This window comes from uncultured Acetobacterium sp. (assembly GCF_927416815.1).
In the GTDB taxonomy this organism is placed as follows: domain Bacteria; phylum Bacillota; class Clostridia; order Eubacteriales; family Eubacteriaceae; genus Acetobacterium.
The window spans coordinates 1-23,903 of record NZ_CAKMJU010000005.1 but is presented as its reverse complement, the minus strand read 5'-3'; the positions used below and the strand labels follow the sequence as shown (position 1 = coordinate 23,903).

The window sequence follows — 23,903 nt, the reverse complement described above, 5'->3', positions numbered from 1 at the left end:
AAGAAAAAATGATTAAAGTTGATCAGGAAAAATGTATTGGCTGTGGCGCATGTGTTGAGGATTGTTTCCCCAATGATATAGTTTTAAAAGAGGACAAGGCTGCACCACTCAATCGAACATGCATAAAGTGCGGACACTGCATTGCCATCTGCCCGGTTAATGCGGTGAGTATAAGCGATTATAGTATGGCAGAGGTTAAAGAATATCAGGCTGACAGCTTTGATATCACAGCGGATAACCTGCTGAATTATATTAAGTTCAGACGTTCGGTTCGTCAGTTTACAGATCAAGCCATTGAGAAGGAAAAAATTGAACAGATTATCGAAGCTGGGCGCTTTACCCCAACCGGGAGCAATAGTCAGAATGTTTCATATATTGTGGTTCAGGATGAGATACAGAAGCTGACCGAACTGGGACTTGAAGGCCTGAATAAATTGGGAGAAAATATTTTAGAAGATAAACAAAACAAAAACACATTATTTAAATATTATGCAAAACGCTGGATCAAAATGTATCAAGATTATTTGGCTGATCCGGAATTACCGACAAGCCTTTTTTTCAAAGCTAAGGGCTTGATTTTAGTGGTTTCTGATGCTCCGATAAATGGTGGATTAGCGGCCAACTCGATGGAATTGATGACCCATGCCCAGGGATTGGGAATGTTTTACAGTGGTTTCTTTGTAAGGGCAGCCTATGGCAATCCCAAAATCAAAGCCTTTTTGGATATTGATGAAAGCAAAGAGGTAATCGCCTGTCTGGTGATAGGATATCCCGATGTTAAATATCAAAGAACCGTACCCCGAAAAAAACCGCAAGTGTCCTGGCGATAAGGTTATCAACCTGATTGTAACACAGTTTAAACACGAGGTGAAAAATGGCGTATCTTGAATTTTCAAATATTCAGTTAAACTATCAGCAACAAACTATTTTTTCAGACTTTAATTTAAAAATTGAGCGAAACGAAAAAACCCTTTTTTGTGCCCCCTCGGGGCGGGGAAAGACCAGTCTGGTAAAAATGCTGCTGGGGTTTGTGGTTCCTGATCGCGGTGAAATTCTAGTTGATGGGATCACATTGACGGGGGAAACGGTGAACCAGATTCGCAGCAAAATTTCCTATGTCAGTCAGGATACCGATATCCCCAAGGGAATCGTCAGAGATGTGTTTGAAGGCGTATTTAAGTTTGAGGCAAACCGGCATTTAAGCTATAATCCCGATATCTTGAAAAATTACTGGCTCGATGTCATGTCGCTGCCAAAAGATACCCTGGAAAAAAATGTCGAAACCCTTTCCGGCGGTGAACGCCAGCGACTGGCATTGATTCTCGGCATTCTGCTGGATCGGGAGATCTGGATTCTGGATGAAATTACCACCGGTTTGGATCTTGAACTTAAAACAAAAATGGTCGATTTAATACTCGGCTACGACAAAACCATTTTAGTGGTTTCCCATGACGACGTTTATCAAAATCGTGGACTGAGGGAGGTGATCTGGTAATGGGTGTTCAGGAAATACCTTTTTATACCCCCTTATATCTGCTGATCTTTGTTGTGCCAATGGCGATTATCAACTATAAACTGGGGATTGGACTCAATAAGCGGATTATCTATGCCCTCTTTCGGATGACCATTCAGTTGGTTCTGGTAGGCTTTTTTCTGCAGTATATCTTCTTATTCAATAACCTCTGGGTTAATTCAGCCTATGTTATCTTTATGATTGGGGCGGCCGCTTTATCGACCGTAAAAACCTGTGGCTTGACGATCAAAAATCAATTTTTGCCGATTGTGATTGGGTTTGGTTTTCCCAATCTGGTGATGATTCTCTTTATCAATCAATTTGTCATTGGCCTTTCAAATATTTTTGACGCTCAGTACTATATCCCGCTGATGGGGATGCTCTTAGGTAACAGTCTTAGCGGAAACATTATCGGGATTAATACCTTTTATAGCGGGTTAAAGCAAAATGAACGAGAGTACCAGTATCGGCTGGCCTTGTCAGGCAATCAGTGGGAATCGACCCTGCCCTGGTACAAAGAGGCGATTACTGGCTGCATGAATCCGATTATTGCTTCGACCGAAACGATTGGGCTGGTCTCCCTGCCAGGGATGATGACCGGTCAGATTCTTGGCGGTTCGATGCCAATGACAGCGATATTTTATCAAATTGTGATCATGGGTGCGATTTTGATCTCCCGTTATTTCGGGATTCACTTCTCGATTCTGTTAACCCGCAAGAAGGCCTTTGACGACTACGATCGCTTAAGCCTCTAGATTTAGCACAAAAAATTCCCGTTAGTCAAATAATTAGTTCATTTATTTCCACCACGCTTCGTGATAGAATCAAAAGTATCGAATTGATGCAAAAAATCGCGAGGTAGCCGATGTCCTATAAAGATTTAACACCCAGTAGAGTCATTGAATATATAAAAACATCCACCGGGATTTTTCCGGTCGGAGCCAGGCTTGAGGTTTATGAGATTGGCGGTGGCGAGGACGACGGAGATGGTTTTGTCAACCATATTTACCGAGTTTGGGATGAAAGCGGAAAGTCGGTCATTCTTAAGCAGGCCAAACCCTATCTAAAGCTTTTTGGCGAAGTGGCACCCCTAACGACCAAACGCAACCAGCTTGAGTCCGAAATTATCAAACTGAGAGCGGCGATTACCCCAGACTACCTGCCGGAAATGTATCATCTTGATCCCGACAATAATCTTTTTATTTATGAAGATTGTGGACGGCTTAGGATTATGCGCTTTGAATTGATCAAAGGAAAACATTTCCCTAAATTTGCTAAACAGATGGGCGAATTCCTGGCCAAATCAAATTTCTATACATCGGAGATTTATTTGGATCAAATTGCTCATAAGGCTCTGACCTGCAAATTTATGAATCCGGAGATGCGGATCATTATGGAAACGATCCTGTTTTTGCGGGAATCCTTTATCGAGGGTGAAGTAGACTTGCCGCCGGGGGATCCAAGTCATCTGGCGATGAGCGATCTGCTTTGGGAAAAACGGGAATTGCGGGTTGAATTGCTGAAGCTGCGGGGCATTTTCATGAAGAAAAGTGAATGCCTGGTTCATGGCGACCTGCATACCTCTAATATTATGATCGATCAAAGCGAGATGAAAATCATCGATATGGAATACCCGTTTATGGGTCCTTCCTCATCTGATACTGGCTATCTGCTGGGCAATCTGCTTTATCAGTATATTGCCTGGTTCCACCATGAAGAAGGCAGCAAAGCATCGCGAAAAGCTTATCGGAAGGAGATCCTGGACACCATCCGCGACCTGGTTAATGAATATCAGCGGGTTTACTGTGCGTGCTGGGATCAGGACGCTAAGCCGATGTATCGCGAGTATACCGAGTATCGGGATGATTTGCTAAAAACCTATCTTAAAGAGGTCTGTGGCTTCACTGGCTGTCAGATTGTCAGTCGGGTGGGCGGAATCGTGCCGCTACCGGATTTTGATGCGATCAAAAATCCTCTTAGCCGAAACTGCGCCCGGCGGCTGTCGCTGCTGATTGCCGATGCCCTGATTATGAAGCGGGAAGAAATCGAATCGGTCGATGACATCATTGCGCTAATCGAAACCATTACCTATCGCTATTTTGACGTGATGAAAGCCTTAAAAAATCGGAATAAATAATAAAAGCAGGATAATAAAAACTCGAGTGATTTTAGCGCTTGAGTTTTTTAGTTTGTCATAAGTCGGCAAGGATATGTTTATTTCTTGGAAAATGTGGTAAAATAGTTACGAAAATAGGTTGGAACGAAAGACGCTCAAAGCTTTTTGTAAAAAGGAGGGTTAAGGGGACGCGGGGATTAAAAAGACGGGAGTTGACCGTGGAATCAGCTGAAATCGGTTACAGGATTGACTTATTAAACGCTAGTAACAGGCAACTAAAATGATATGCAAAAAGGATTCCAGCTATTTGAGTAAAAATATTTATTCAGGAGGATAAAGTCATGAAAAAAAATAAACTAACCCGGTATCTGGTGGCCGTAACCATAATGATGGTTGCAGTGCTTTTTATGGGCGCCAGCTGCAGTGCAACCACGGCTAATGTCAGTAATGCGGTGATGACGACGGGAGTCGACGAGAGCTCTATGGCCATTGATGAGGTTACCGAATTTCCGGTCAATACCGATGTTTATGTAGCGGCTGAATTACATAATGCCCCGGACAACACCGATATTACCTTTATCTGGTATTTAGAAGGACAGGAAGTGGATTCAGTAACAATCAATAACGGCGATGTCAGCGACGCCCCGCTATGGGGAATACTTCCGGCCGAACTGGTCACGACACCGGGCAATTACGCGGTGGAAATCTATATTGATGACCGCGAAGAACCGGATACGGTGACAGAATTTGTGGTTAAATAAAGCGGTGAGGAGTCGTTGATCAATGGACAAAAATGGAATCATTGCCAGTATTGGCAGACAATATGAAGAGGTTGGAATCCTTCACAAAATTGGTGGAGAAACAGATATTGCGGTGGATCAGGAATTACTGGATGCTAAACACCCGACCGGCAAAATAAAGATCCATTATGAGAACGCGATACTCTTAAGTGAAAAGGATCAGACCATCTATTTTTGGGAGCTGACCAAGGAAATTAAAAGCGGCTTTTCCTTCGGATTCAGCAGTGATAGCTTTTCTCAAAGCGGGTCAACCTTTAATGCCTTTGTTCAGAAATAAATAAGTAAAGAAAAAGAAGCAGGCCATTGCGGTTTGCTTCTTTTTTAGTGGGTTTAATATGAAATTAATTAGTATGTGTTTATTCACTGTTAAGAATATGATATAATATTTATCAGTGGGAACGGTTGCCCCTTGAGAAAGGGGGAGGATGCTTATGCAGTATGTTACATATGAAAATCTGATTCAAATCGGATTATTTGTAATAGCTTTGATAAGCCTTGTCTATACGATTACTCGAAAAGACAATAAATAAACCGCCCCTTAGCCTGAGAAACTAGGACGGTTTATTTGTTCTATCAATTCGACTCGCAAGGGGTACAACTTAGTACCACTTTTGTAAAAATAGTATATCATGAATTCGATTATCTTTCAAGAGTGATTTTAATGAAAACAATGAGGTGTTCCTTTCGGAGTGCCTTTTTTGTTTTTGTCAAATGAGCAATAAAAAATGGCATATAACCAAAGTCATAAATACCATTTTTATAATAGAATGCTGTTTAATAATTATCCGATTCACTCGTTTTTTTGTACCCCACCTAAGGGGATTCTGTACCCCATTTTTACTCTAATTGCTGCGATAATCCACGATATTTTGCACTATATAACGACAATTCAGTATTAAAAGAGTGGCTGAAAATGGGGATTAAAAGGTCGTTTGATCCAATTCATAGGGTGTTTCCTGATAAACGTAGTAATTTAGCCAGTTGCTAAAAAGCAGATTGGCGTGGCCACGCCAGCGTACCACTGGGGGCTGGCTGGGATCATCGTTAGGGTAATAGTTGAGGGGAACATTGATTGGCTTGCCCTGGGAAATATCGCGGTCATATTCACCTTTTAAGGTTTCCGGGTCATACTCACTATGGCCGGTGACAAAAATTTGGCGACCGTTTTGAGCCATGACGATATAAACCCCCGATTCACTAGACGAGGCCATTACTTGCAGCTCCGGATGGGCATCAATCGGCTCCCGATGAATCCCGGTATGCCGGGAATGGGGAACATAGAAGCTGTCATCAAAGCCGCGGAAGAGTTTAATATAACGGTGCTCCAGGTGGTGCTCAAAAACACCAAAGGCTTTATCCGGTAATAGATGCTTTTGAATCTGATAGTGATAATAAAGTCCGGCCTGGGCACCCCAGCAGATATGGAGGGTCGAAAAGACATTGCTTTTGCTCCACACCATAATTTTAGTCAGCTCTTCCCAGTAATCGACATCTTCAAATTCCAGGGTTTCGATCGGTGCTCCGGTGATAATCAGACCATCAAAGCGCTGGTCTTGGATATCCTCAAAATAACAGTAGAAAGAGCCTAAATGTTCGGAGGACGTGTTTTTGCTCTCGTGGGTTTTGGTTTGCAACAAGGTTACCTCGATTTGCAAAGGGGTGTTTCCCAATAAACGGAGGAGCTGGGTTTCGGTGGTAATTTTGGTGGGCATTAAATTGAGTATCACAATTTTAAGCGGACGGATATCCTGATGACTGGCACGCTCGGCATCCATCACAAAAATATTTTCGTTGGTCAGAATTTGACTGGCGGGCAGATTATTGGGTATTTTTATCGGCATCTTTTACCTCCGGGTGATTTGATGTTGATTAATAAACTAGCGCTTTGCTAAAGGCCTGATCCAGATCAGCCAAAATATCGTCGCTGTGTTCTAAGCCGATCGATAAACGGATCATATCTTCAGTTACCCCAGCGGCGATCAGATCCTCGCCGGAAAGCTGCTGATGGGTGGTGGTGGCGGGATGAATAACGAGTGACTTGGCATCGGCGACATTAGCCAGGTGAGTAAATAGACTCAGGCTATCGATGAACTTCCGCGCTGCTTCAATGCCTCCCTTGATACCAAAGGTAAAAATAGAACCGGGGCCTTTTTTGAAGTATTGATCCGATAAGGCTTTGTAAGGATTGTCTGGGAGGGTGGGGTAGTTTACCCAGGCAACCTGAGGGTGATTGCTTAAATAGGCGACCACTTTTTGGGTGTTTTCCAGATGCCGATCGAGTCGCAGAGACAGGGTTTCCAGACCCTGTAAAAGCAGGAAGGCATTAAATGGGCTAATGCAGGCGCCGGTATCCCGCAGCAGCTGAACCCGGGCTTTGATGATAAAGGCTGCCGCCCCGATGTCGGTGGCATAGGTGATCCCGTGGTAGCTGGGGTCGGGGGTGGTGAACACCGGGAAGCGACCGCTGCCGGCCCAGTCAAAGGTGCCGCCATCAACGATGATGCCGCCGATGGTAGTGCCGTGGCCGCCGATAAATTTGGTGGCTGAATAAACCACGATATCTGCCCCGAAATCGAGTGGTCTAAATAAATAAGGGGTAGCAAAGGTATTATCGACGATCAGTGGTAGCCCATGATCATGGGCGATTTGAGCAATCGCCTTAACATCGCAAATATTAATGGCCGGATTGCCCAGCGACTCGATAAAAATGGCCTTGGTGTTGTCGTTGATGGCAGTGCGGAAATGGTCTGGATCATCGGGGTTAACAAAGGTTGTTGTAATGCCCAGTCGCGGGAGGGTAGCACTCAGGAGATTGTAGGTACCGCCATACAAAGTCGATGCGGCCACCAGCTCGTCACCGGTACCGGCGAGGTTTAAAATGGTTGCGGTAATGGCAGCAGAACCGGAAGCAAAGGCCAGAGCACCAATGCCGCCTTCTAAAAGCGCCATCCGTTCTTCTAGTACATTGGTGGTCGGGTTCATGATCCGGGTATAGATGTTGCCGGGTTCTTCTAAACCAAAAAGCCGTTGGGCGTGTTCACTGCTGTCAAAAACATATGAGCTGGTCTGATAAATGGGAACAGCAACGGCGTGGGTGGTAGGATCGGGGTTTTGCCCTCCATGAAGCTGAAGGGTTTCAAACTTTCGGGTATCTTTCATAACGTTCTCCTTTGGATCTTATTTATGAGTTCAAAATAGCTTTCCTTATTACATATAAAACCAGTAGGAATTATACGCAATATAACACGAATAGCCAAGCTTGTCAATACATGAAATTAAAGAACGAAAAATTAACAGAAAATAATAACTATTCGTTTGACATTGATAAAAATTAAGACTATAATAAACAACAATACACAACAATACACGTTATGTTTAAGTTTTGGGAGAAATAATAGTTTCTCAAATGTAATGTGTCCTGAGAGGAATATCATGGAAGAGTTGAGAAGAAACTTAAATGAATATTATTACGTTAACAGCCAAAGCTATTGGTTTTTTAGCTTTGGTTACTTTGCGTGCAATCAATTAAGTTCCTTTGAGAATCCCATTCCATGAGAAATTTTTAGCGATACAGGTGTATTGAATAAAAGTTTATTTTAGGAGGCTTCTTAGGAAGTCTCCTTTTTTTTCGATAGGCAATGGCCAAAGATCATGCTAGTAAATTGGCGGCTGTCTGCGAATCACGAGAAATCAGTCGACCGGTTTCTGGTGGTCTTCGGTGCACAGAAGATAAAAAGGCGAAGTGGTCAGTAAACAAAAAAATGGAGGAAGAAAATGATAATAGTCGTTAAACCCAATACCAAAGAAGAAGATATTCAGAGGTTAATCAAGATGATTGAAACACAGGGACTTAGCATTCATTATTCAAAAGGTGTGGAGCACACCATTCTGGGAATAGTAGGGGATACAACATTGGCAGATGTCGAAAAAATCCGTTCGAATCGTATTGTGGAGAATGTACTCAGAGTTCAGGAACCCTATAAGAAAGCCAATCGTCTATTCCATCCCGACGACACGATCATCAATGTCAAGGGTAGAAAAGTCGGCGAGGGAACCATCAGTGTGATCGCTGGACCCTGTTCGGTTGAAAGTGAAGAGCAGATCGTGGCGATTGCCAAACGAGTCAAAGAATCCGGAGCGACCTTCCTGCGTGGTGGTGCCTTTAAACCGCGAACCTCACCATACGCTTTCCAGGGATTAGGTTTTGAAGGGCTGGAATTATTAAAAATCGCCAGAAAAGAAACCGGACTGCCGATTGTCAGTGAATTGATGTCATTAGAACAGTTGCCGGCCTTTGAAGATGTCGATATTATCCAGGTGGGAGCAAGAAACATGCAAAATTTTGACTTGCTTCGGGAACTGGGGAAAATTGACAAGCCGATCCTGCTAAAACGGGGAATGTCATCGACCATGCAAGAGTTTTTGATGTCCGCTGAATATATCATGAAAGAAGGTAATGATAAGGTTATCTTATGCGAAAGAGGGATCCGAACCTTTGAAACGGCAACCCGTAATACCCTCGATATCAGTTGTATTCCGGTGCTTAAAAAGAAGAGCCACTTACCGATTATTGTTGATCCCAGCCATGCTACTGGTCTGGCCTGGACCGTTGAATCATTAACAAAAGCGGCCATTGCGGCCGGCGCTGATGGGGTGATGATCGAGGTTCATAATAATCCCGAAGAGGCGCTTTGTGATGGCGAACAGTCGATTACCCCAGAACAATTCCATAATATTATGATTACCGTCAAAAAATATGCTGAATTTGAGAACAAGGTGATGTAATGAAAAACCGCGAAGAGTCCATCGTTGGCTTTATCGGCCTGGGTCTAATGGGTGGGGCTCTGGCGATGGGACTCCGGAAGCAGAAGCCCCGGCAAATCTACGCTTATGACTTAAATCCGGCGGTGATCAAAACCGCTCAGGCTCAGGGCGTGATCGATGAAGGGGTCTGGGATTCAGCGGGGCTGCAAAAAATGCTGCCGCGCTGCGATCTGGTTTTTATCTGTCTGACACCGATGGATACCCTGGCTTTTTTAGCTCTCTATATGGAAGACTTCAAAACAGGGGCGATTGTCACCGATATTATCGGGGTTAAAGAGATAGTCTTTAAGAATCTGGGGAATCTGTTGCGTAAAGATATCGATTATATTCCCGGACACCCGATGGCGGGCAGTGAAAAAGAAGGGTTTGGCGGCGCCGATGATCGTATTTTTATGAATCGGAATTATATTCTGACCCCCTTACCTTCCAATCAACCGGAAAACATTCAATTGATCCGGGACATTGTAAGGGACTTGGGCTTTAATCATATCGTCGAGACGACCACCGAAATTCACGATCAAAAAATAGCCTTTACCTCCCAGCTCTGCCATGTGATCGCTGCTGCTCTGGTGGACTGCGAGGATGATCTCTCAATTACCGATTTTGAGGGTGGCAGTTTTGGCGATCTGACCCGGATTGCGATGATCAATGCGCCGATGTGGACCGAGCTGTTTATGTGCAATCGTAAAAACCTGCTGACCCAGATTGAGAAATTTGAGCAAAGCCTGGCGGTCATGAAAGAAATGATCCGTTTAGATGAAAAGGAAGAATTGATCAGCCGACTTAAGTCAGTGCGCGAGAAACGCGTTGCCATGGGGGAGATCCGGGAGGCGAAAAGCTTAAAAAAACTGTGAGTTTACTTAAGAGATGCGGTGTGAAAACTATTACATCAGGCAGAAACGGATTAGCCTATTGACTTAATCTGATATGGGAGTATACTCTAGATAAAGAAATCTTTTACTAGAAAACTTTTGCTGGGAACGAAATGTTGACGGCAAAAGTTAAAAAAATAATTGGAGCTGAAAAATCATGAAATTATGTCATCTGCCAGCTATTGGTATGAGAAACATAAAAACGGTGTTGGCAGTCTTCATCTGTGTGGTTGTATTTGCAATCATGGGACCGGAGTTTAATCCACTGGTTGCGGCAATTGCAGCCGTGATTACGATGGGGCCGAGCATTGAAAATTCGATTGAAACCGGCTGGAATCGGATATTGGGAACCGTCTTTGGCGGAGTTGCGGGGATGTTGGGCATTTTTATCGCCAATACAATTCCCTATCAATTTAGCAATGTTTTAATCATTCCATTTGGCGTTATGGGATTGATTTATCTGTGTAATACTATCAATAAGTCTGGTGCGATCGTCATCACCGTGGTGGTGTTTCTGATTCTGATGACCACCCATACCCAGGATAAGGGTACCTATATGCTGGCTCTTTTAAGGCTGCTAGAAACTGCTTTCGGTATTATTGTGGCCTTTTTAATTAATCGTTTTATCAAGGTTCCAGAATGTGATGAAGAAAAGGCGGCCGAAAGCCAAACAGAGACTGACAAAGCGTTGGTTACTGTTAAAGAAAAATCGGACTGCGGTCATAAAAAATTCGACGTATCAAATCTTCTCTATATGATATTTAAACCCTAGATTTTTCGTTTATTCTGGATTTTTGTGACGTCTGGACAAACTTAAAATATAATTACCCCTCCCCTTAAAAAAGAGACCACCCTTAATACCAGGTGGTCTTTTTTTATTTGCTATTATAAGGGAGACGACATATTTTGCTAAGGAAAAAAGTAAACCGCTATCAAAAGCCTTTGGATTGGGGTAAATTCTGGTGTGAATTACTCCCTGAACAAAGCGGATTGTAAAAAAATTCAAGCCAAATATTGCAGCTATAAGGCATTGTGTTGAATCCCTGGAGTGTGATACAATGCTTTACAAAATGACTAATACTAAGAGGTATAAAAATTGATTCTAATGATCGACAACTATGATTCTTTCACCTATAATTTGGTTCAGTATCTGGAAAAACTAAATGCAAGGGTGATTGTGAAGAGAAATGATAAAATTAGCCTGGACGAGATTGCCGCGATGGCACCGTCAATGATTGTTTTATCACCGGGGCCATGCACCCCTAACGAGTCTGGGATCTGTCTGGATGTGGTGCACCGTTTTAAGGGTGAAATCCCGATCCTGGGTATTTGTCTGGGCCATCAGATCATCGGTCAGGCCTTTGGTTGTAAGATTACTAAAGCCCTGGAACCGGTTCATGGCAAAGTCCATGCCATCTCCCATGACAATGCTGGCGTATTTGCTGGTCTTGCTAATCCCCTGAAGGTGACCAGGTACCATTCATTGGTGGTCGAAAACCAGAAGATTCCTGATTTTTTTGAGATTACCGCCCGAACCGATCAAAATGAAATTATGGGGATGCGACATAAGGACTACCCTATCGAAGGGGTTCAGTTTCATCCCGAAGCGATTCTCACTGAAATGGGAATGGAATTATTGGACAACTTTTTTCAATCTACAAAAGCGAATGGTGCAAGATGTTAATACAAGAAATAAAAACCGACTTAAGCAGTTTTGAAAGCTATCTGTTATTTAAAGATGAGCCCTATAGTTTCTTCCTGGACAGCGGCAGAGACCCGGACACCCTGGGACGTTATTCATTTATCGGCGCGAATCCCTTGCTGGTCTTTACCAGCAAAGCCGATGCCATCACCATTAAAACAAAAACCGCTACGCAAACGGTTACTGGAGATCCCTTTGATGAACTGCAAAAACTTTTAAAACAGTATAAAATCGACTATCAATCCCAGTTTCCCTTCATCGGCGGGGCAGTGGGTTACTTTGGCTATGACCTTTGTCATCACTTAGAAGCCTTTCCCCGTAGCGCCGTCGATGATGTCGGTATTCCCGATTGTTTTATGGGTTTCTACGATGGGATTGTGATCATCGATCATAAAGCAGGAAAAACTTATCTGGCTGCCCTGGGAATTGAAGAAAATGAAGCGGATATCGTCAGCCGCTTAGCCGCAAAATTTGTCGGCGATCCCAAAGTAGCAATCCGTTCGGACTTTAAAATCAACGAAAACGTCGCATTCCGCGGCAATTTTACCAAGCCGGAATATATGAAGGCGCTCGATGCGGTTCACGCATACATTTTAGCCGGAGATATTTATCAGACCAATCTGACCCAGCGATTTAACGCTGATTTACAAATCAGCCCCCTGGAATTATACAGCGAACTCAGGAAAATCAATCCGGCGCCCTTTGCCAGCTATATCGATTTTGGCGAAGGCCAGATTGTCTCCAGTTCACCAGAGCGTTTTATTCTGGTTCAGGGTCGCAACATTGAAACCCGACCGATTAAGGGAACGATGCCCCGCGGCAAAACCGCGGAAGAAGATGCCGCCAACCGGGAGACCCTAGTCAACAGCGAAAAGGATAAGGCGGAACTGCTGATGATTGTCGATCTGGAACGCAACGATCTCGGTAAAATCGCCAAAACCGGCACCGTTAAGGTTCCGGAATTGTTTAAGTTAGAAACCTATCAGACCGTTTATCACCTGGTCTCAACCGTTACGGCCGAATTAAAGGATGATCTCGATGCCATCGACTGTGTCAAAGCGACCTTCCCTGGCGGTTCGATTACCGGGGCACCAAAGATCCGGGCGATGGAGATTATTGACGAACTGGAGCCCACCCAACGAAACATTTATACCGGTTCGATCGGCTATATTGGTTTTAATGGGGATCTTGATCTTAATATTGTCATCCGGACGATTGTCTGCAAGGATGGCAAAGGCTATTTTCAGGTCGGCGGCGGAATCGTCTGGGATTCGGACAACGAGTCCGAGTATCAAGAAACCTTTGATAAGGGACGCGCTCTGATGGACGCATTGAAACGGTACTAATTGATTAAACAGTTTAGAGGGGAGTCCAATGGACTACGTCAGTTATAACGGAGAAATTTCAAAAGAGCTCGAGATTCCCCTGGATCAGGGTTTTCTTTATGGCTATGGGGTCTTTGAAACGATCAACGTGGCTCAGGGAAAACTGGTTTTCTTCAATGATCATATGGAGCGCTTTAAGCAGAGTGCCCTGGTCATGGGGCTTAAGCTGATCAGCCATCCCGATCAGATCGGGCGCGACTGTCAGCAGATCATCGCAAAAAATGAAATCAATCGCGGCGCTCTGCGGGTCACCCTCAGTAAGGGCTTAAAAGCAGATAACCTGCTAATCACTGCCCGGGAAAATCATTACGACCGCCAGATCTATGAGCAGGGTCTGAAAATCTGTAGCAATGATGCGATCCGCAATGAAACATCCCGATTGGTTACGATCAAGTCCAACAATTATCTGGAAAATCTGCTGATCTTAAATGAAGCCAAGGCTCGCGGCTTTAACGAAGCTATTTTTTATAATACTCGCGGCCATCTGGCCGAAGGTTGTATGAGTAATCTCTTTTTGATCAAAAACGGAAGAGTCTGTACCCCGGCAAGGGATTGCGGACTGCTGGCCGGAATTATCAGAAACCGGGTAATCCAGCTGCTAAAAGCTAATCACATCCCGATCGAAGAGGGCCATTATACTAAGGCGCAATTGATGGCGGCCGACGAGGTCTTTATTACCAATTCACTGATGGAAATCATGCCGGTCAATCAGGTCGATGAGGTGAGCTATCCGATTGGCCGACAAACCCTGACCGATCGGATTGATGCGCTGTTTTTGCAAACCTGGGGTCGCGGCTCAAGATCCCAATAAAATGAATGAATCATAAACAGTAAGCTATGCACCAGCCCTGCAACGGAATCGCAAAATCCGTAGCAGGGCTTTTTGTGAACCACAAAAGCTTAATAATTTGAAACAGGCTTTGTCAGTAAACGGCAAACTGTGTTAAAATACACTTAATTAATAGAAGAGCGAGGAGATAAAATGGGCACTCAATTGGATCGAGAAAAAGCATTAGCCTTGTTAAAGGCATATAATGAAAGTGAATCGCTGGTTAATCACGGCCTGGCGGTATCAGGAGTGATGGAGCATTTTGCCAAACTGGAAGGGGAAGATCCCGATTATTGGGGAATTGTCGGGCTGCTGCATGATCTGGATTATGAAAAGTATCCCGATCAACACTGTCAAAAGGTGGTCGAAATACTGGAAGCCAACGATTATGAGAAAGCCTTTATCAATAGCGTTGTTAGTCATGGCTTTGGAATTTGTACGGATGTCGAGCCGACTCATCAGATGGAGAAAATTTTATATGCCACCGATGAACTGGCCGGGCTGATCACCGCCTGTGCCTATATGCGTCCCTCCAAAAGCGTCAACGACCTGGAAGTGAAGTCGGTAAAAAAGAAATTCAAAACCGCCAGTTTTGCCGCCGGAGTCAATCGCGAGGTCGTCGCCAAGGGCGCCGAGATGGCCGGCTATTCGCTAGATCAGCTGATGCAAGAAACGATTCTGGCAATGCGGGCTGTTGCTGATGACATCGGCCTGGGAAGTAATGAGGCTTAGTCTTCCAAAACCGGTAGAAAAGGCCTTTAAAAGGCTGGAAAGCTGTGGATTCTGTGGATACCTGGTCGGCGGCTGTGTCCGTGATTATCTGCTTGACACCCCGCCGACCGACTTTGATATGACCACCGATGCCACTCCGGCCGAAATGATTGCCTGCTTTGCCGGCTTTCGGGTTCTTGAAACCGGCATTCGCCACGGTACCGTGACCGTCATTATTGATGGGATGGCGATCGAAATGACGACCCATCGGATCGAGGGCGATTATTCCGACAGCCGCCATCCAGATGCGGTGCAGTTCACCAGAAACTTAGTAGATGACCTGGCCAGGCGGGATTTTACCATCAATGCGATCGCCTACCATCCCCAGAAAGGGCTGATCGATCACTATGGCGGAGTCGTAGATATTAAAAAAAAGATCATCCGCGGCGTCGGTGATCCCCACAAACGCATGACCGAGGATGCCTTGCGTATCCTTCGGGGGCTGCGCTTTGCCGCGGTTTTGGGTTTTGCCCTGGAGGGCCAAACCCAAAGGGCGATCCGGCAGAATTGTGGACAACTTGCCAATATTTCGGCCGAGCGGATTGCCGCCGAACTGAATAAACTGATCTGTGGCAAAAACGTCAAAGCGATCATCCTCGAAGAGACCGCGGTGCTGGGGGTAGTGATCCCTGAGCTGCTGCCGGCCAAAAATTTTGAGCAACAAAGTCCCTACCATTGTTATGATGTGCTGACCCATACCGCGGTGGCGATGGAAACGCTGGCACCGCTACCACGGCTGCGGTGGGCGATGCTGTTTCACGACCTCGGCAAACCCCAGACCTTTACCCGGGACGCTGCCGGTGTGGGCCATTTTGAAGGTCACAGTAAGTGCTCTGAAGTCATTGCCAGGGAGCGCTTAAGGGCCTTGCGGATCAGTAGCGTAACCATTGATCAGGTCGGTCTACTGGTGAAATATCACGGCGTCCATATTGATGTCGATAAAAAAAGTGTCAAGCGCTGGCTGAATCGTCTTTCAGAGCCCTTGTTTCGAGATCTGATTGCGATTAAGCGCGGCGATAATCTGGCCAAGGCCTCACAGTACCATAGTCGGTTGGAATCACTGCAAAGACTGGAAGCGCTGCTTGATCAGGTGATTGCCGAGAAGGCCTGTTTTTCGCTGAAAGACCTGGCTGTCAACGGCCATGATCTGATTGGCCTGGGAATCAAAAACGGTGAGGAAATCGGCCGGATTCTTAAGCTACTGCTAACAGGTGTCATCGATGAAGTTTATCAAAACGAAAAAGAAGTTTTAATTGAAAAAGCAAAGGAGTTGCGAAGATGTTAATTGACAGCCATGCTCATATCGACGATCAAAAATTTAATGAGGACCGCGAAGCGGTACTAAAAAACGCTCAGGACGCCGGGGTAGAGATGATTATTAATCCCGGCGCCGACGAGGCTTCAAGTTATCGGGCGGTGGCAATGAGCGAAAAATACCCGATGGTTTATGCCACCGTGGGGATTCATCCCCACGATGCCAGCGATTACGTCGCCGAAAAACACGATCCGCTGCTAACGGAATGGGCTAAAAAAGAGAAGGTCGTGGCGATCGGCGAAATCGGTCTGGATTATCACTATGACTATTCCCCCCGGGATGTCCAGCAGGAGGTATTTGTCCGCCAGTTGATCATTGCCAAAGCAGTGAAACTGCCAATTGTGATCCATAACCGCGAATCGATGGAAGATATGGTTCGGATCTTAAAAGAATATTTTACGCCAGCCTACGGCGGGATTATGCATAGCTACAGCGGTTCGGTCGAAATGGCTAAAGTCTTTCTGGAGATGGGCTTTCATTTGTCAATCTCCGGGCCGCTGACCTTTAGCAATGCCCGAAAACTGCCAGAAGTGGTCGCGATGATGCCCTTAGACCGGTTGCTGATTGAAACCGACAGCCCTTACCTGACGCCGACACCCCATCGCGGCAAGCGAAACGAGCCTGCCTATGTCCATTTCGTGGCCGCCGAAATTGCCCGGATTCGGGGGATTGCGGTAGAAGAGGTAGCCGAGATTACCACCCAGAATGCCAAAAGAGTGTTTGGCATTGGTGAGAAGATCAAGCAAATATAAAAAAAGTTTAAAAAGGCAAATCAATTATTCATTTTCCTTGACAATCGATATGAATTCAGATAAAATGTTTAGCGTACCTTCGGGACAGAAAATGAATAAAGGGGTATAGCCAAGCGGTAAGGCAATGGACTCTGACTCCATCACTCGCAGGTTCAAATCCTGCTACCTCTGCCAAAAGAAATTTAGCCTGCTCTTTAAGATCACTTAAAAAGCAGGTTTTTTTATAGCTGCTGATGTTGATGGTATCAATCATCAAATAGTGAAAAAACAGGAGAAAACCATGTCAGATCAAAAAATCAGCGTCTTTGATATTTATGAATATTTGCCTCAAACCAGCTGTAAGAACTGCGGTGAATATAATTGCATGGCCTTTGCAGAAAAATTATTGCAGCGAAAGAAAAATATCGGCGCATGTTCAGCGCTTAGAATCGCAATTAATGAAGACAAACGCAAAGAAATTCAGAAATTAATGGAAGAAAATATGGACTAAAGAGCAGTCAGACAATCACCATTGTTTGTCTGCTCTTATCTTTTTATAGTATAATGCAAATAAAGTGTTCAAAATAAATCAAACTGAGCAAAATGACAGGAGACCGGCCGGTTGCAAACTGGAAAATGGCAAATTATGAGTCAGCTCAGCGATGGAGAAAAAATGGAAACCACAAAAACCCAAATTTTTATCGCCGATGTTAGTGCCTTGCATGAGCCCCGCCGCTTGGCAGCAGCAATGGAAGCGGTTTCGCAAGAACGGCGACATAAAGCCCAGCGACTTAAAAGACCAGCTGCCCAGGCGCTGACAGTGGGAGCCGAAATACTGCTCATAAAAGCGCTAGGCCAGGTCTATGGCATTCACGGATCACTTGAAATAAAAGCTGGAGCGGATGGAAAACCTTGGCTGATAAATTATCCAGATATTCTTTTTAACCTGTCCCATTCGGGTGATTATGTGGTCTGTGCTCTCGGATCTCAGCCGGTCGGGGTTGATATTCAAAAAATGGCGACTCCGAATTTAAAATTGGCGCGGCGTTTTTTTGCGCCATCAGAAGCGGACTGGCTCTTTTCACTGCCGGCTGAAAAGCAGAGCCGGGGTTTTTATGATCTCTGGGCGCTTAAGGAAGCCTATATGAAATATACTGGCAAGGGCTTTAGACTGCCGCTGCATGCCTTTCAGCTAGACTGTCACAATGAAGAGGCCGTTAATTCAGAGACTGCTATCATCATCGACGGAAAAAGCATGCCAGTAGTGATTAAAAATTACCCTATCCTGGAAAACTATGTTTTGTGGGGTGTCAGTGATACGGTCGATTTTCAGGAAAGAATAGTATCGATCAGCTTATCGGGAGAAATGTATTGAAAGAAAAAAATGATTACCGGGAAAAACTATTAACCGTATTTATCACCTTTTTTAAGATCGGTCTGTTTACCTTTGGCGGTGGCTATGCGATGATCCCGCTAATTGAATATGAAACGGTGGAACGTCATCACTGGATCGAAAGCAAAGATATTTTAGATATTTTTGCCATTGCTGAGGCAACCCCCGGGGTCATTGCCGTCAATACCGCCACCTTTGTCGGCTATAAGGTGGCGGGCTTCTGGGGTTCGCTGCTGGCGACCCTGGGGGTAGTGATCCCGTCACTAACGATTATTAGTATCATTGCCCTTTTTTTTGAGCAGTTTCAAAGTCTCGAGTGGGTCGGTTATGCCTTTAAGGGGGTTCGAGCCGGGGTGATTGTGTTAATCTTGGGGGCTGTCGTTAAAATGGCCAAAAAAGGAACATATACGCCGCTGACAGTGCTGATCTTAGTCCTGGCCTTCGGGCTGGCCTCATTTACCGATATCAATGTTATATATCTGCTGCTAGGCGGTGCCGTGACAGGACTGATTTATCAGCTTTGGCGGAGCAACAAGCAGATTACTAAGAAAAATGATGAGGTCGGAAAATGATCTATCTGGAGCTATTTATCACTTTTTTTAAAATTGGCTTATTCACGATTGGTGGCGGCTACGCGATGATTCCGCTGATCCAGCAGGAAGTGGTGGCTCACGGTTGGTTGACCTTATTGGAATTGACCGATTTTATTGCCGTGGCCGAGTCCACCCCTGGGCCATTTGCAGTCAATATTGCCACCTTTGTCGGGATGGAAATGGGTGGGCTTGCGGGAGCCCTGATGACAACCATAGCGGTGGTGCTGCCCTCGTTTATCATTATTCTTTTTATTGCCAAAGCATTTACCAATTTTCAGCAGAATAAATGGGTTCAGGGTGCGCTTTATGGCATGCGGCCGGTAGTGATTGGTTTGATTGCCGCGGCGGTTTGGTTGCTGATGGTCAGCGGGTTTATTATCAAGGGAGCCGAAATTCACGCGGTGAGCGATTTTTTTGCCAGTCTTCACTATCTGGAAATTATTATTTTTATGATTGGCAGCTTTGTTTATTTCCGGTTTAGACTACATCCGATAAAATTAATCCTGATTTCCGCGGCCTTGGGGATGGTATTTTTCGGAGTATTGCCGATGTTATTTAATGGGTAGGAGCTAGTAGATCTTAATTATTTGATAGAAATTAAACAATTCACTTCATCACATGATCATCACAAGCGTGCGATAAACTAATTTAAATGACACAAAGATGTCATAATCGTCTGTTATGATTATCAAAAAGGAGGGATTGTGATGACTGTTATCATTAACGTATTAACGGCCTGGTTAAGTGTTATTTTTGCATTTTTACTGACGATCATCTATTTACTACGAATTGTCAATAAGGGACAAAGAAAAAATAAATATATCACCAGGATCAACCGAAAGCTGAGAAATTCACATAAAACGATGGGCATTGCTTTTGTGATCACCGCCTGCATGCATGGTTTTTTTTCCTCAGGTGCGATTTTGTCATTTAATTTTGGAACCCTGTGCATGGCGATGGGGGTATTGCTGGGATTAACCTATCTGCTCAGAAAATTGTTGCCGGGAAAGTGTAGCTGGATCAAACCGCATCGTTGGTTAACGGTAGTATTGATCGTCTTTTTTGGTATCCATCTCTGGGAAGTTGGCGGAATTATGGGACCGGTAGTTTTTTTTAACAGTGCCTTAAAAGAAGTGGAGATGCAAGTTGCGAATTTGTATGGAACTCAAACAGTAACAGCAAGCGAAGTGGAGGATCAAACAGAGTTGGTAACGGCAGAAAGTTCAAGCCCGGCTGAAAGTACACCGACATTAACGGCGGATGCAACTGTCACCGATACGGTAGTTAGCAAGGCTAATCTATTTTTGGGAAGCGTCGATTTGAAGGATGGTAGCTATATCGGAGTGGCAGAAGCCTATGGCCCGGAGCTGACCGTTAGTGTAACGGTAGCAGAAAATGTGATCACCGATGTTTTAGTGGTCTCCCACAACGAGAACAATGTGAAATATTACGGCAAGGCCATCGATGCGGTGCCGGCAGCGATAATCGCCGCCCAGACCCCGGTAGTTGATGCGATTTCAGGAGCAACCTATACTTCAAACGGGATTATGCAGGCCGTCATCAATGCTCTGGCGCCAGCGGTGCTTTCTGGAACATTACCCAGTCTGTAAAATTTCAGATGGCTTTTGTAAATTAACGTCTTGACAAAAATGTGAAATCAAGATATCATTTTTCAGACAACGAATAGTGTTTTAATGATGTTATCAAACGTTCAGACACCCATACCCTTAGATTTGCCGACAAAGTCAAATTTAAAGGTATGGGTGTCTTTTTATATGCAAAAACATGTGCTAATTTTAAAAGAAAAGGGGTAATACTATTAATAGGAAAAATAGATGAATATTGGAGAAAGAGGCGATTACTGATGAAAGATAAGATTTTTGGTGTTTTATAGCGAGTGGGACGTTCGTTTATGTTACCGATTGCTTTGTTACCGGTAGCCGGACTGCTTTTGGGGATTGGCGGGTCATTTACGAATGTAACCATGCTGGAATCCTACAATCTGATGGGGGTTATGGGTCCGGGAACGATTATAAATGACATTCTCAGTATCATGCTTGCAGCTGGTAATATTATCTTTGCCAATCTGCCGGTTATCTTTGCCATGGGTGTTGCCATCGGGATGGCTAAACAGGAAAAAGCCGTGGCTGCGCTGGCTGGTGTGATTGGATTTTTAGTCATGCATGCGGTAATTGGGGTGCTGATAACCATTACCGGAACCTATACGCCAGAAAGCCTGCAAACCGCTAATGATCTGGCACGGTTGGCAGCTGAGAACAGCGGCATTGCGATGGTTCCGATTGTCGCAAGTAAGATCTTGCCAAGCGGTTCAATCGCTGCGGTGGTTGGCATTACCTCGCTACAAATGGGTGTATTCGGCGGGATTCTGGTTGGCTTGGTAACCGCCGCCCTTCATAATCGCTTTTACAAGGTCGAGTTCCCGCCAGTCGTATCATTTTTTGGCGGCACCCGTTTTGTCCCGATTATTACCGCCCTGGTCTTCTTATTTATTGGTGGACTTATGTTCTTTTTATGGCCATTTATTCAAAATGGTATTTATGCCATTGGCGGTTTGGTTATTGCATCGGGATATTTTGGTACCTTCATCTATGGCTTTATCGAACGCGCCTTAATTCCCTTTGGCTTGCACCATGTTTTTTATCTGCCATTTTGGCAAACCGGCCTGGGAGGCTCGATGGTTGTCGATGGGGTATTAGTTGAAGGGGCTCAGAACATCTTTTTTGCGCAATTGGCCAGCCCTGATGTCAGTCACTTTTCAGTGGAAGCTACCCGTTTTATGTCGGGTAAATTTCCGTTTATGATTTTTGGATTACCAGGAGCCGCATTGGCCATGTATAAATGTGCCAAAACCACGAAACAAAAGGCGGTTGGCGGCTTATTGATATCAGCGGCGCTAACTGCCATGATTACCGGCATCACCGAACCAATTGAATTTACCTTCTTATTTGTCGCCCCCTTTTTATATGTCATCCATTGTGTCTTTGCCGGCTTGTCCTATATGTTTATGCATATCCTCAATGTTGGGGTTGGAATGACCTTTTCAGGTGGGATTATTGACCTCGCGCTATTTGGTATCTTGCAGGGAAATGCCAAGACAAACTGGATATATATAGTCCTTGTTGGACTTGGTTACTTTGTACTTTATTACTTTTTATTTAAGATCTTGATCAATCAATTTAATCTCAAAACCCCGGGACGGGAGGAAGAAGATGAAGAAACAAAGCTCTATACCCGGGCAGATTATGATAAAGAAAAAAACAAAGGCCAGGAACAGGACGTTGGATCTGGTGACTCTGGATCGGCGATGATTGTCAATGGGTTAGGTGGGAAGTCAAACATCAGTGATCTGGATTCATGTGCAACCCGGCTTCGCGTGACGGTGTTGGATGGGGAAAAGGTTGATGAAAAAATTCTCAAACTATCCGGCGCCCTAGGAGTCATTCAAAAAGGAAATGGGGTTCAGGTTATTTACGGACCCAAGGTCACAGTGATAAAATCCAAATTGGAAGAGTATTTGGAAAGTCCGCAAAGTGATAGCGAAGCTGTGATCCCGATCGTTGAGAAATTGCCAGAAAAAGAGCAAGTACCTAAAACGGAAGACGGTAAAGCTAAAACCCAGGAAATTTTTACCGCTCCGATTGACGGTGATTTACAGAGCATTACCGCAGCGCCAGATGAGGCCTTCAGCAACAAAATGGTCGGCGATGGGATTGTGATATTCCCCACTGGTGAGACCATCTATGCCCCCTGTGATGCCGAGATTACGGTTGTTTTTCCGACCAAACATGCGATTGGACTGACCAGTTTAAATGGCACCGAAATACTCATTCATGTCGGTATTGATACCGTTAAACTGGACGGAAAGGGCTTTGATGTTTTTGTAAAAACCGGGGATCAGGTTAAAAAAGGTGATCGATTAATGAAGGCCGATATGGACTATCTTGCCGACCATGCGCCCTCATCGGCGATCCCGATTGTGGTGACTAACTTAACTGAAGATCAAAAGATAAAGCTGATTAAAACGGGTGCTATTAAAAGCGGTGAAGAGGCCTTTGTGATTGAATCCTGAAACGTGGGCAGCCGGACAACAAGGCAGACCAAATCAGTGCAATCGGATGGTTCGAAATAGTCGACAGTTACCAAAAAATCTGTCAGTTCGCATGTTGCTGGTTAAGCTAAAGATTTCCATACACCAGAGCTTTGCTTAACATAACATGACTTATTCTATACAGGAGGAAGAAAGATGAAATTTGAATTAAGAGATTGGAAACTGGATGATGCGGAAAATCTTGTGCGTTATGCCAATAACCCCAAGGTGGCCTGTTTCTTAAGAAATTCGTTCCCATCACCCTACACATTGGACGATGCCCATAGGTTTATTGATATGTGCATGCACAAAGACCATGCAAAACAGTCAATCAAAGCGATTGTCATTGACAATGAACCGATTGGTTCGGTGGGATTGATGATTCAGGATGATGTCAGCTGTAAAAGTGCCGAACTAGGATACTGGCTGGGCGAACCCTTCTGGGGAAAAGGGATTATGACCAAAGCCATTATTCAAACCTGTGAAAGTGGTTTCGCTAATTTTGATATTTTCAGAATTTATGGCCGCCCCTTTGTCGACAATACTGGTTCCCGGAAAGCGCTGGAAAAGGCCGGATTCCAACTGGAAGGAATTTGCAAGAAAGCGATCTTCAAAAATGGAAAGATAACCGATTATTGTATGTATGCTTTGATTAAATGAAACAGAAAAGTGAAACAGAAAAGTGAAACAGAAAAAAAGTTAAAAGATGCTGGATGAGTAAGAATCATCCAGCATTTTTTTGTCAAGGTTTGGCAAAAATTTTTCCATGTACCCAATGAAGATATAACGATATTTAAAAACATCCTATGTTATGGTTCGGCGCTGACAGCGTGAGGATGGCGCACCAACGGTTCTTATTTAAAAACATCCTATGTTATGGTTCGGCCGCCGTCATGACCACGAATAACTCAGCGATCTTCTATTTAAAAACATCCTATGTTATGGTTCGGC

Annotated in this window: 25 protein-coding genes, 1 tRNA gene and 1 CRISPR repeat array; of the genes, 24 read left to right on the top strand and 2 right to left on the bottom strand. The window is 44.5% G+C overall.

Annotated elements, in window-relative coordinates:
- Positions 1-8: 8 nt before the first annotated feature.
- From QZ998_RS00665 to QZ998_RS00635, 7 genes are all read left to right on the top strand, one after another.
- Positions 9-830, top strand: a complete 822-nt coding sequence (locus tag QZ998_RS00665) for a nitroreductase family protein (protein WP_296557196.1) — start codon at positions 9-11, stop codon at positions 828-830.
- Between the two features lie 44 nt (positions 831-874).
- Positions 875-1,495 carry an ATP-binding cassette domain-containing protein gene (locus tag QZ998_RS00660; protein WP_296557194.1) on the top strand — a complete coding sequence of 207 codons (621 nt, stop codon included), beginning with the start codon at positions 875-877 and terminating at the stop codon, positions 1,493-1,495.
- Positions 1,495-2,268 (top strand): ABC transporter permease, encoded by a 774-nt coding sequence (locus tag QZ998_RS00655; RefSeq protein ID WP_296557192.1) that lies wholly within the window; start codon positions 1,495-1,497, stop codon positions 2,266-2,268. The genes QZ998_RS00660 and QZ998_RS00655 overlap by 1 nt, the downstream gene beginning before the upstream one ends.
- A 110-nt stretch (positions 2,269-2,378) precedes the next feature.
- A complete protein-coding gene (gene mtnK / locus QZ998_RS00650) occupies positions 2,379-3,650 on the top strand; it encodes an S-methyl-5-thioribose kinase (RefSeq protein ID WP_296557190.1) in 1,272 nt (423 codons plus the stop codon).
- A 320-nt stretch (positions 3,651-3,970) separates the two neighbouring features.
- Positions 3,971-4,390, top strand: coding sequence for a hypothetical protein (locus tag QZ998_RS00645; RefSeq protein WP_296557189.1), 420 nt, complete (start codon positions 3,971-3,973; stop codon positions 4,388-4,390).
- A 22-nt stretch (positions 4,391-4,412) separates the two neighbouring features.
- Entirely contained in the window at positions 4,413-4,706 is a 294-nt protein-coding gene (locus tag QZ998_RS00640; protein WP_296557188.1) for a hypothetical protein, read from the top strand.
- Positions 4,707-4,854: 148 nt separating this feature from the next.
- Entirely contained in the window at positions 4,855-4,959 is a 105-nt protein-coding gene (locus tag QZ998_RS00635) for a putative holin-like toxin (RefSeq protein WP_366512364.1), read from the top strand.
- A gap of 390 nt (positions 4,960-5,349) precedes the next feature.
- On the opposite strand, the gene metA is transcribed toward QZ998_RS00635, so the two are convergent.
- Both metA and QZ998_RS00625 read right to left on the bottom strand, forming a co-directional pair.
- Positions 5,350-6,270 (bottom strand): homoserine O-succinyltransferase, encoded by a 921-nt coding sequence (gene metA / locus QZ998_RS00630; protein ID WP_296557185.1) that lies wholly within the window; start codon positions 6,268-6,270, stop codon positions 5,350-5,352.
- A gap of 28 nt (positions 6,271-6,298) precedes the next feature.
- Positions 6,299-7,588 carry an O-acetylhomoserine aminocarboxypropyltransferase/cysteine synthase family protein gene (locus QZ998_RS00625; protein WP_296557176.1) on the bottom strand — a complete coding sequence of 430 codons (1,290 nt, stop codon included), beginning with the start codon at positions 7,586-7,588 and terminating at the stop codon, positions 6,299-6,301.
- A gap of 615 nt (positions 7,589-8,203) precedes the next feature.
- Here QZ998_RS00625 and aroF point away from each other — a divergent pair.
- The 17 genes from aroF to QZ998_RS00540 all read left to right on the top strand — a co-directional run bounded on the left by aroF (position 8,204) and on the right by QZ998_RS00540 (position 23,612).
- Positions 8,204-9,214 carry a 3-deoxy-7-phosphoheptulonate synthase gene (gene aroF, locus QZ998_RS00620; protein WP_296557174.1) on the top strand — a complete coding sequence of 337 codons (1,011 nt, stop codon included), beginning with the start codon at positions 8,204-8,206 and terminating at the stop codon, positions 9,212-9,214.
- The gene (locus QZ998_RS00615) at positions 9,214-10,107 is read left to right on the top strand and encodes a prephenate dehydrogenase (protein ID WP_296557173.1); all 894 of its coding nucleotides are present in this window, start codon (positions 9,214-9,216) and stop codon (positions 10,105-10,107) included. The genes aroF and QZ998_RS00615 overlap by 1 nt, the downstream gene beginning before the upstream one ends.
- Before the next feature lie 205 nt (positions 10,108-10,312).
- On the top strand, positions 10,313-10,897 hold the full coding sequence (locus QZ998_RS00610) for an FUSC family protein (RefSeq protein WP_296557171.1): 585 nt from the start codon (positions 10,313-10,315) through the stop codon (positions 10,895-10,897).
- A gap of 324 nt (positions 10,898-11,221) precedes the next feature.
- The gene (locus QZ998_RS00605; RefSeq protein ID WP_296557169.1) at positions 11,222-11,809 is read left to right on the top strand and encodes an aminodeoxychorismate/anthranilate synthase component II; all 588 of its coding nucleotides are present in this window, start codon (positions 11,222-11,224) and stop codon (positions 11,807-11,809) included.
- Complete coding sequence (pabB, locus tag QZ998_RS00600) at positions 11,803-13,173, top strand: aminodeoxychorismate synthase component I (RefSeq protein ID WP_296557167.1); 1,371 nt, start codon at positions 11,803-11,805, stop codon at positions 13,171-13,173. Before QZ998_RS00605 ends, pabB begins: the two co-directional genes overlap by 7 nt.
- Positions 13,174-13,201: 28 nt before the next feature.
- Positions 13,202-14,023, top strand: coding sequence for an aminotransferase class IV (locus QZ998_RS00595; RefSeq protein ID WP_296557164.1), 822 nt, complete (start codon positions 13,202-13,204; stop codon positions 14,021-14,023).
- A 171-nt stretch (positions 14,024-14,194) separates the two neighbouring features.
- Positions 14,195-14,773, top strand: a complete 579-nt coding sequence (locus QZ998_RS00590) for an HDIG domain-containing metalloprotein (RefSeq protein WP_296557163.1) — start codon at positions 14,195-14,197, stop codon at positions 14,771-14,773.
- Entirely contained in the window at positions 14,763-16,097 is a 1,335-nt protein-coding gene (locus QZ998_RS00585) for an HD domain-containing protein (protein ID WP_296557161.1), read from the top strand. The genes QZ998_RS00590 and QZ998_RS00585 overlap by 11 nt, the downstream gene beginning before the upstream one ends.
- Complete coding sequence (locus QZ998_RS00580) at positions 16,091-16,879, top strand: TatD family hydrolase (protein ID WP_296557160.1); 789 nt, start codon at positions 16,091-16,093, stop codon at positions 16,877-16,879. The genes QZ998_RS00585 and QZ998_RS00580 overlap by 7 nt, the downstream gene beginning before the upstream one ends.
- 99 nt (positions 16,880-16,978) lie before the next feature.
- Positions 16,979-17,053 (top strand) — tRNA-Gln (locus QZ998_RS00575).
- A gap of 106 nt (positions 17,054-17,159) precedes the next feature.
- On the top strand, positions 17,160-17,369 hold the full coding sequence (locus QZ998_RS00570; protein WP_296557158.1) for a (Fe-S)-binding protein: 210 nt from the start codon (positions 17,160-17,162) through the stop codon (positions 17,367-17,369).
- A gap of 111 nt (positions 17,370-17,480) precedes the next feature.
- The gene (locus tag QZ998_RS00565) at positions 17,481-18,233 is read left to right on the top strand and encodes a 4'-phosphopantetheinyl transferase superfamily protein (RefSeq protein ID WP_296557157.1); all 753 of its coding nucleotides are present in this window, start codon (positions 17,481-17,483) and stop codon (positions 18,231-18,233) included.
- Entirely contained in the window at positions 18,230-18,823 is a 594-nt protein-coding gene (locus QZ998_RS00560; protein ID WP_296557155.1) for a chromate transporter, read from the top strand. Before QZ998_RS00565 ends, QZ998_RS00560 begins: the two co-directional genes overlap by 4 nt.
- Complete coding sequence (locus QZ998_RS00555) at positions 18,820-19,410, top strand: chromate transporter (protein ID WP_296557153.1); 591 nt, start codon at positions 18,820-18,822, stop codon at positions 19,408-19,410. Before QZ998_RS00560 ends, QZ998_RS00555 begins: the two co-directional genes overlap by 4 nt.
- A gap of 141 nt (positions 19,411-19,551) precedes the next feature.
- Positions 19,552-20,454 carry an FMN-binding protein gene (locus QZ998_RS00550; RefSeq protein ID WP_296557152.1) on the top strand — a complete coding sequence of 301 codons (903 nt, stop codon included), beginning with the start codon at positions 19,552-19,554 and terminating at the stop codon, positions 20,452-20,454.
- Positions 20,455-20,756: 302 nt separating this feature from the next.
- Positions 20,757-22,934 carry a PTS transporter subunit IIABC gene (locus QZ998_RS00545; protein WP_296557150.1) on the top strand — a complete coding sequence of 726 codons (2,178 nt, stop codon included), beginning with the start codon at positions 20,757-20,759 and terminating at the stop codon, positions 22,932-22,934.
- 174 nt (positions 22,935-23,108) lie between these two features.
- Positions 23,109-23,612, top strand: a complete 504-nt coding sequence (locus QZ998_RS00540) for a GNAT family protein (protein ID WP_296557149.1) — start codon at positions 23,109-23,111, stop codon at positions 23,610-23,612.
- Positions 23,613-23,742: 130 nt separating this feature from the next.
- Positions 23,743-23,903: direct repeats of the CRISPR family, unit length 31 nt; unit sequence TATTTAAAAACATCCTATGTTATGGTTCGGC.

What these genes read in the sequence shown, in the direction of transcription:
- QZ998_RS00665 (WP_296557196.1), top strand. Translation starts at nt 9, where the DNA reads ATGATTAAAGTTGATCAGGAAAAATGTATTGGCTGTGGCGCATGTGTT.
- QZ998_RS00660 (WP_296557194.1), top strand. Translation starts at nt 875, where the DNA reads ATGGCGTATCTTGAATTTTCAAATATTCAGTTAAACTATCAGCAACAA.
- QZ998_RS00655 (WP_296557192.1), top strand. Translation starts at nt 1,495, where the DNA reads ATGGGTGTTCAGGAAATACCTTTTTATACCCCCTTATATCTGCTGATC.
- mtnK (WP_296557190.1), top strand. Translation starts at nt 2,379, where the DNA reads ATGTCCTATAAAGATTTAACACCCAGTAGAGTCATTGAATATATAAAA.
- QZ998_RS00645 (WP_296557189.1), top strand. Translation starts at nt 3,971, where the DNA reads ATGAAAAAAAATAAACTAACCCGGTATCTGGTGGCCGTAACCATAATG.
- QZ998_RS00640 (WP_296557188.1), top strand. Translation starts at nt 4,413, where the DNA reads ATGGACAAAAATGGAATCATTGCCAGTATTGGCAGACAATATGAAGAG.
- QZ998_RS00635 (WP_366512364.1), top strand. Translation starts at nt 4,855, where the DNA reads ATGCTTATGCAGTATGTTACATATGAAAATCTGATTCAAATCGGATTA.
- metA (WP_296557185.1), bottom strand. Translation starts at nt 6,270, where the DNA reads ATGCCGATAAAAATACCCAATAATCTGCCCGCCAGTCAAATTCTGACC.
- QZ998_RS00625 (WP_296557176.1), bottom strand. Translation starts at nt 7,588, where the DNA reads ATGAAAGATACCCGAAAGTTTGAAACCCTTCAGCTTCATGGAGGGCAA.
- aroF (WP_296557174.1), top strand. Translation starts at nt 8,204, where the DNA reads ATGATAATAGTCGTTAAACCCAATACCAAAGAAGAAGATATTCAGAGG.
- QZ998_RS00615 (WP_296557173.1), top strand. Translation starts at nt 9,214, where the DNA reads ATGAAAAACCGCGAAGAGTCCATCGTTGGCTTTATCGGCCTGGGTCTA.
- QZ998_RS00610 (WP_296557171.1), top strand. Translation starts at nt 10,313, where the DNA reads ATGAGAAACATAAAAACGGTGTTGGCAGTCTTCATCTGTGTGGTTGTA.
- pabB (WP_296557167.1), top strand. Translation starts at nt 11,803, where the DNA reads ATGTTAATACAAGAAATAAAAACCGACTTAAGCAGTTTTGAAAGCTAT.
- QZ998_RS00595 (WP_296557164.1), top strand. Translation starts at nt 13,202, where the DNA reads ATGGACTACGTCAGTTATAACGGAGAAATTTCAAAAGAGCTCGAGATT.
- QZ998_RS00590 (WP_296557163.1), top strand. Translation starts at nt 14,195, where the DNA reads ATGGGCACTCAATTGGATCGAGAAAAAGCATTAGCCTTGTTAAAGGCA.
- QZ998_RS00585 (WP_296557161.1), top strand. Translation starts at nt 14,763, where the DNA reads ATGAGGCTTAGTCTTCCAAAACCGGTAGAAAAGGCCTTTAAAAGGCTG.
- QZ998_RS00580 (WP_296557160.1), top strand. Translation starts at nt 16,091, where the DNA reads ATGTTAATTGACAGCCATGCTCATATCGACGATCAAAAATTTAATGAG.
- QZ998_RS00570 (WP_296557158.1), top strand. Translation starts at nt 17,160, where the DNA reads ATGTCAGATCAAAAAATCAGCGTCTTTGATATTTATGAATATTTGCCT.
- QZ998_RS00555 (WP_296557153.1), top strand. Translation starts at nt 18,820, where the DNA reads ATGATCTATCTGGAGCTATTTATCACTTTTTTTAAAATTGGCTTATTC.
- QZ998_RS00550 (WP_296557152.1), top strand. Translation starts at nt 19,552, where the DNA reads ATGACTGTTATCATTAACGTATTAACGGCCTGGTTAAGTGTTATTTTT.
- QZ998_RS00545 (WP_296557150.1), top strand. Translation starts at nt 20,757, where the DNA reads ATGTTACCGATTGCTTTGTTACCGGTAGCCGGACTGCTTTTGGGGATT.
- QZ998_RS00540 (WP_296557149.1), top strand. Translation starts at nt 23,109, where the DNA reads ATGAAATTTGAATTAAGAGATTGGAAACTGGATGATGCGGAAAATCTT.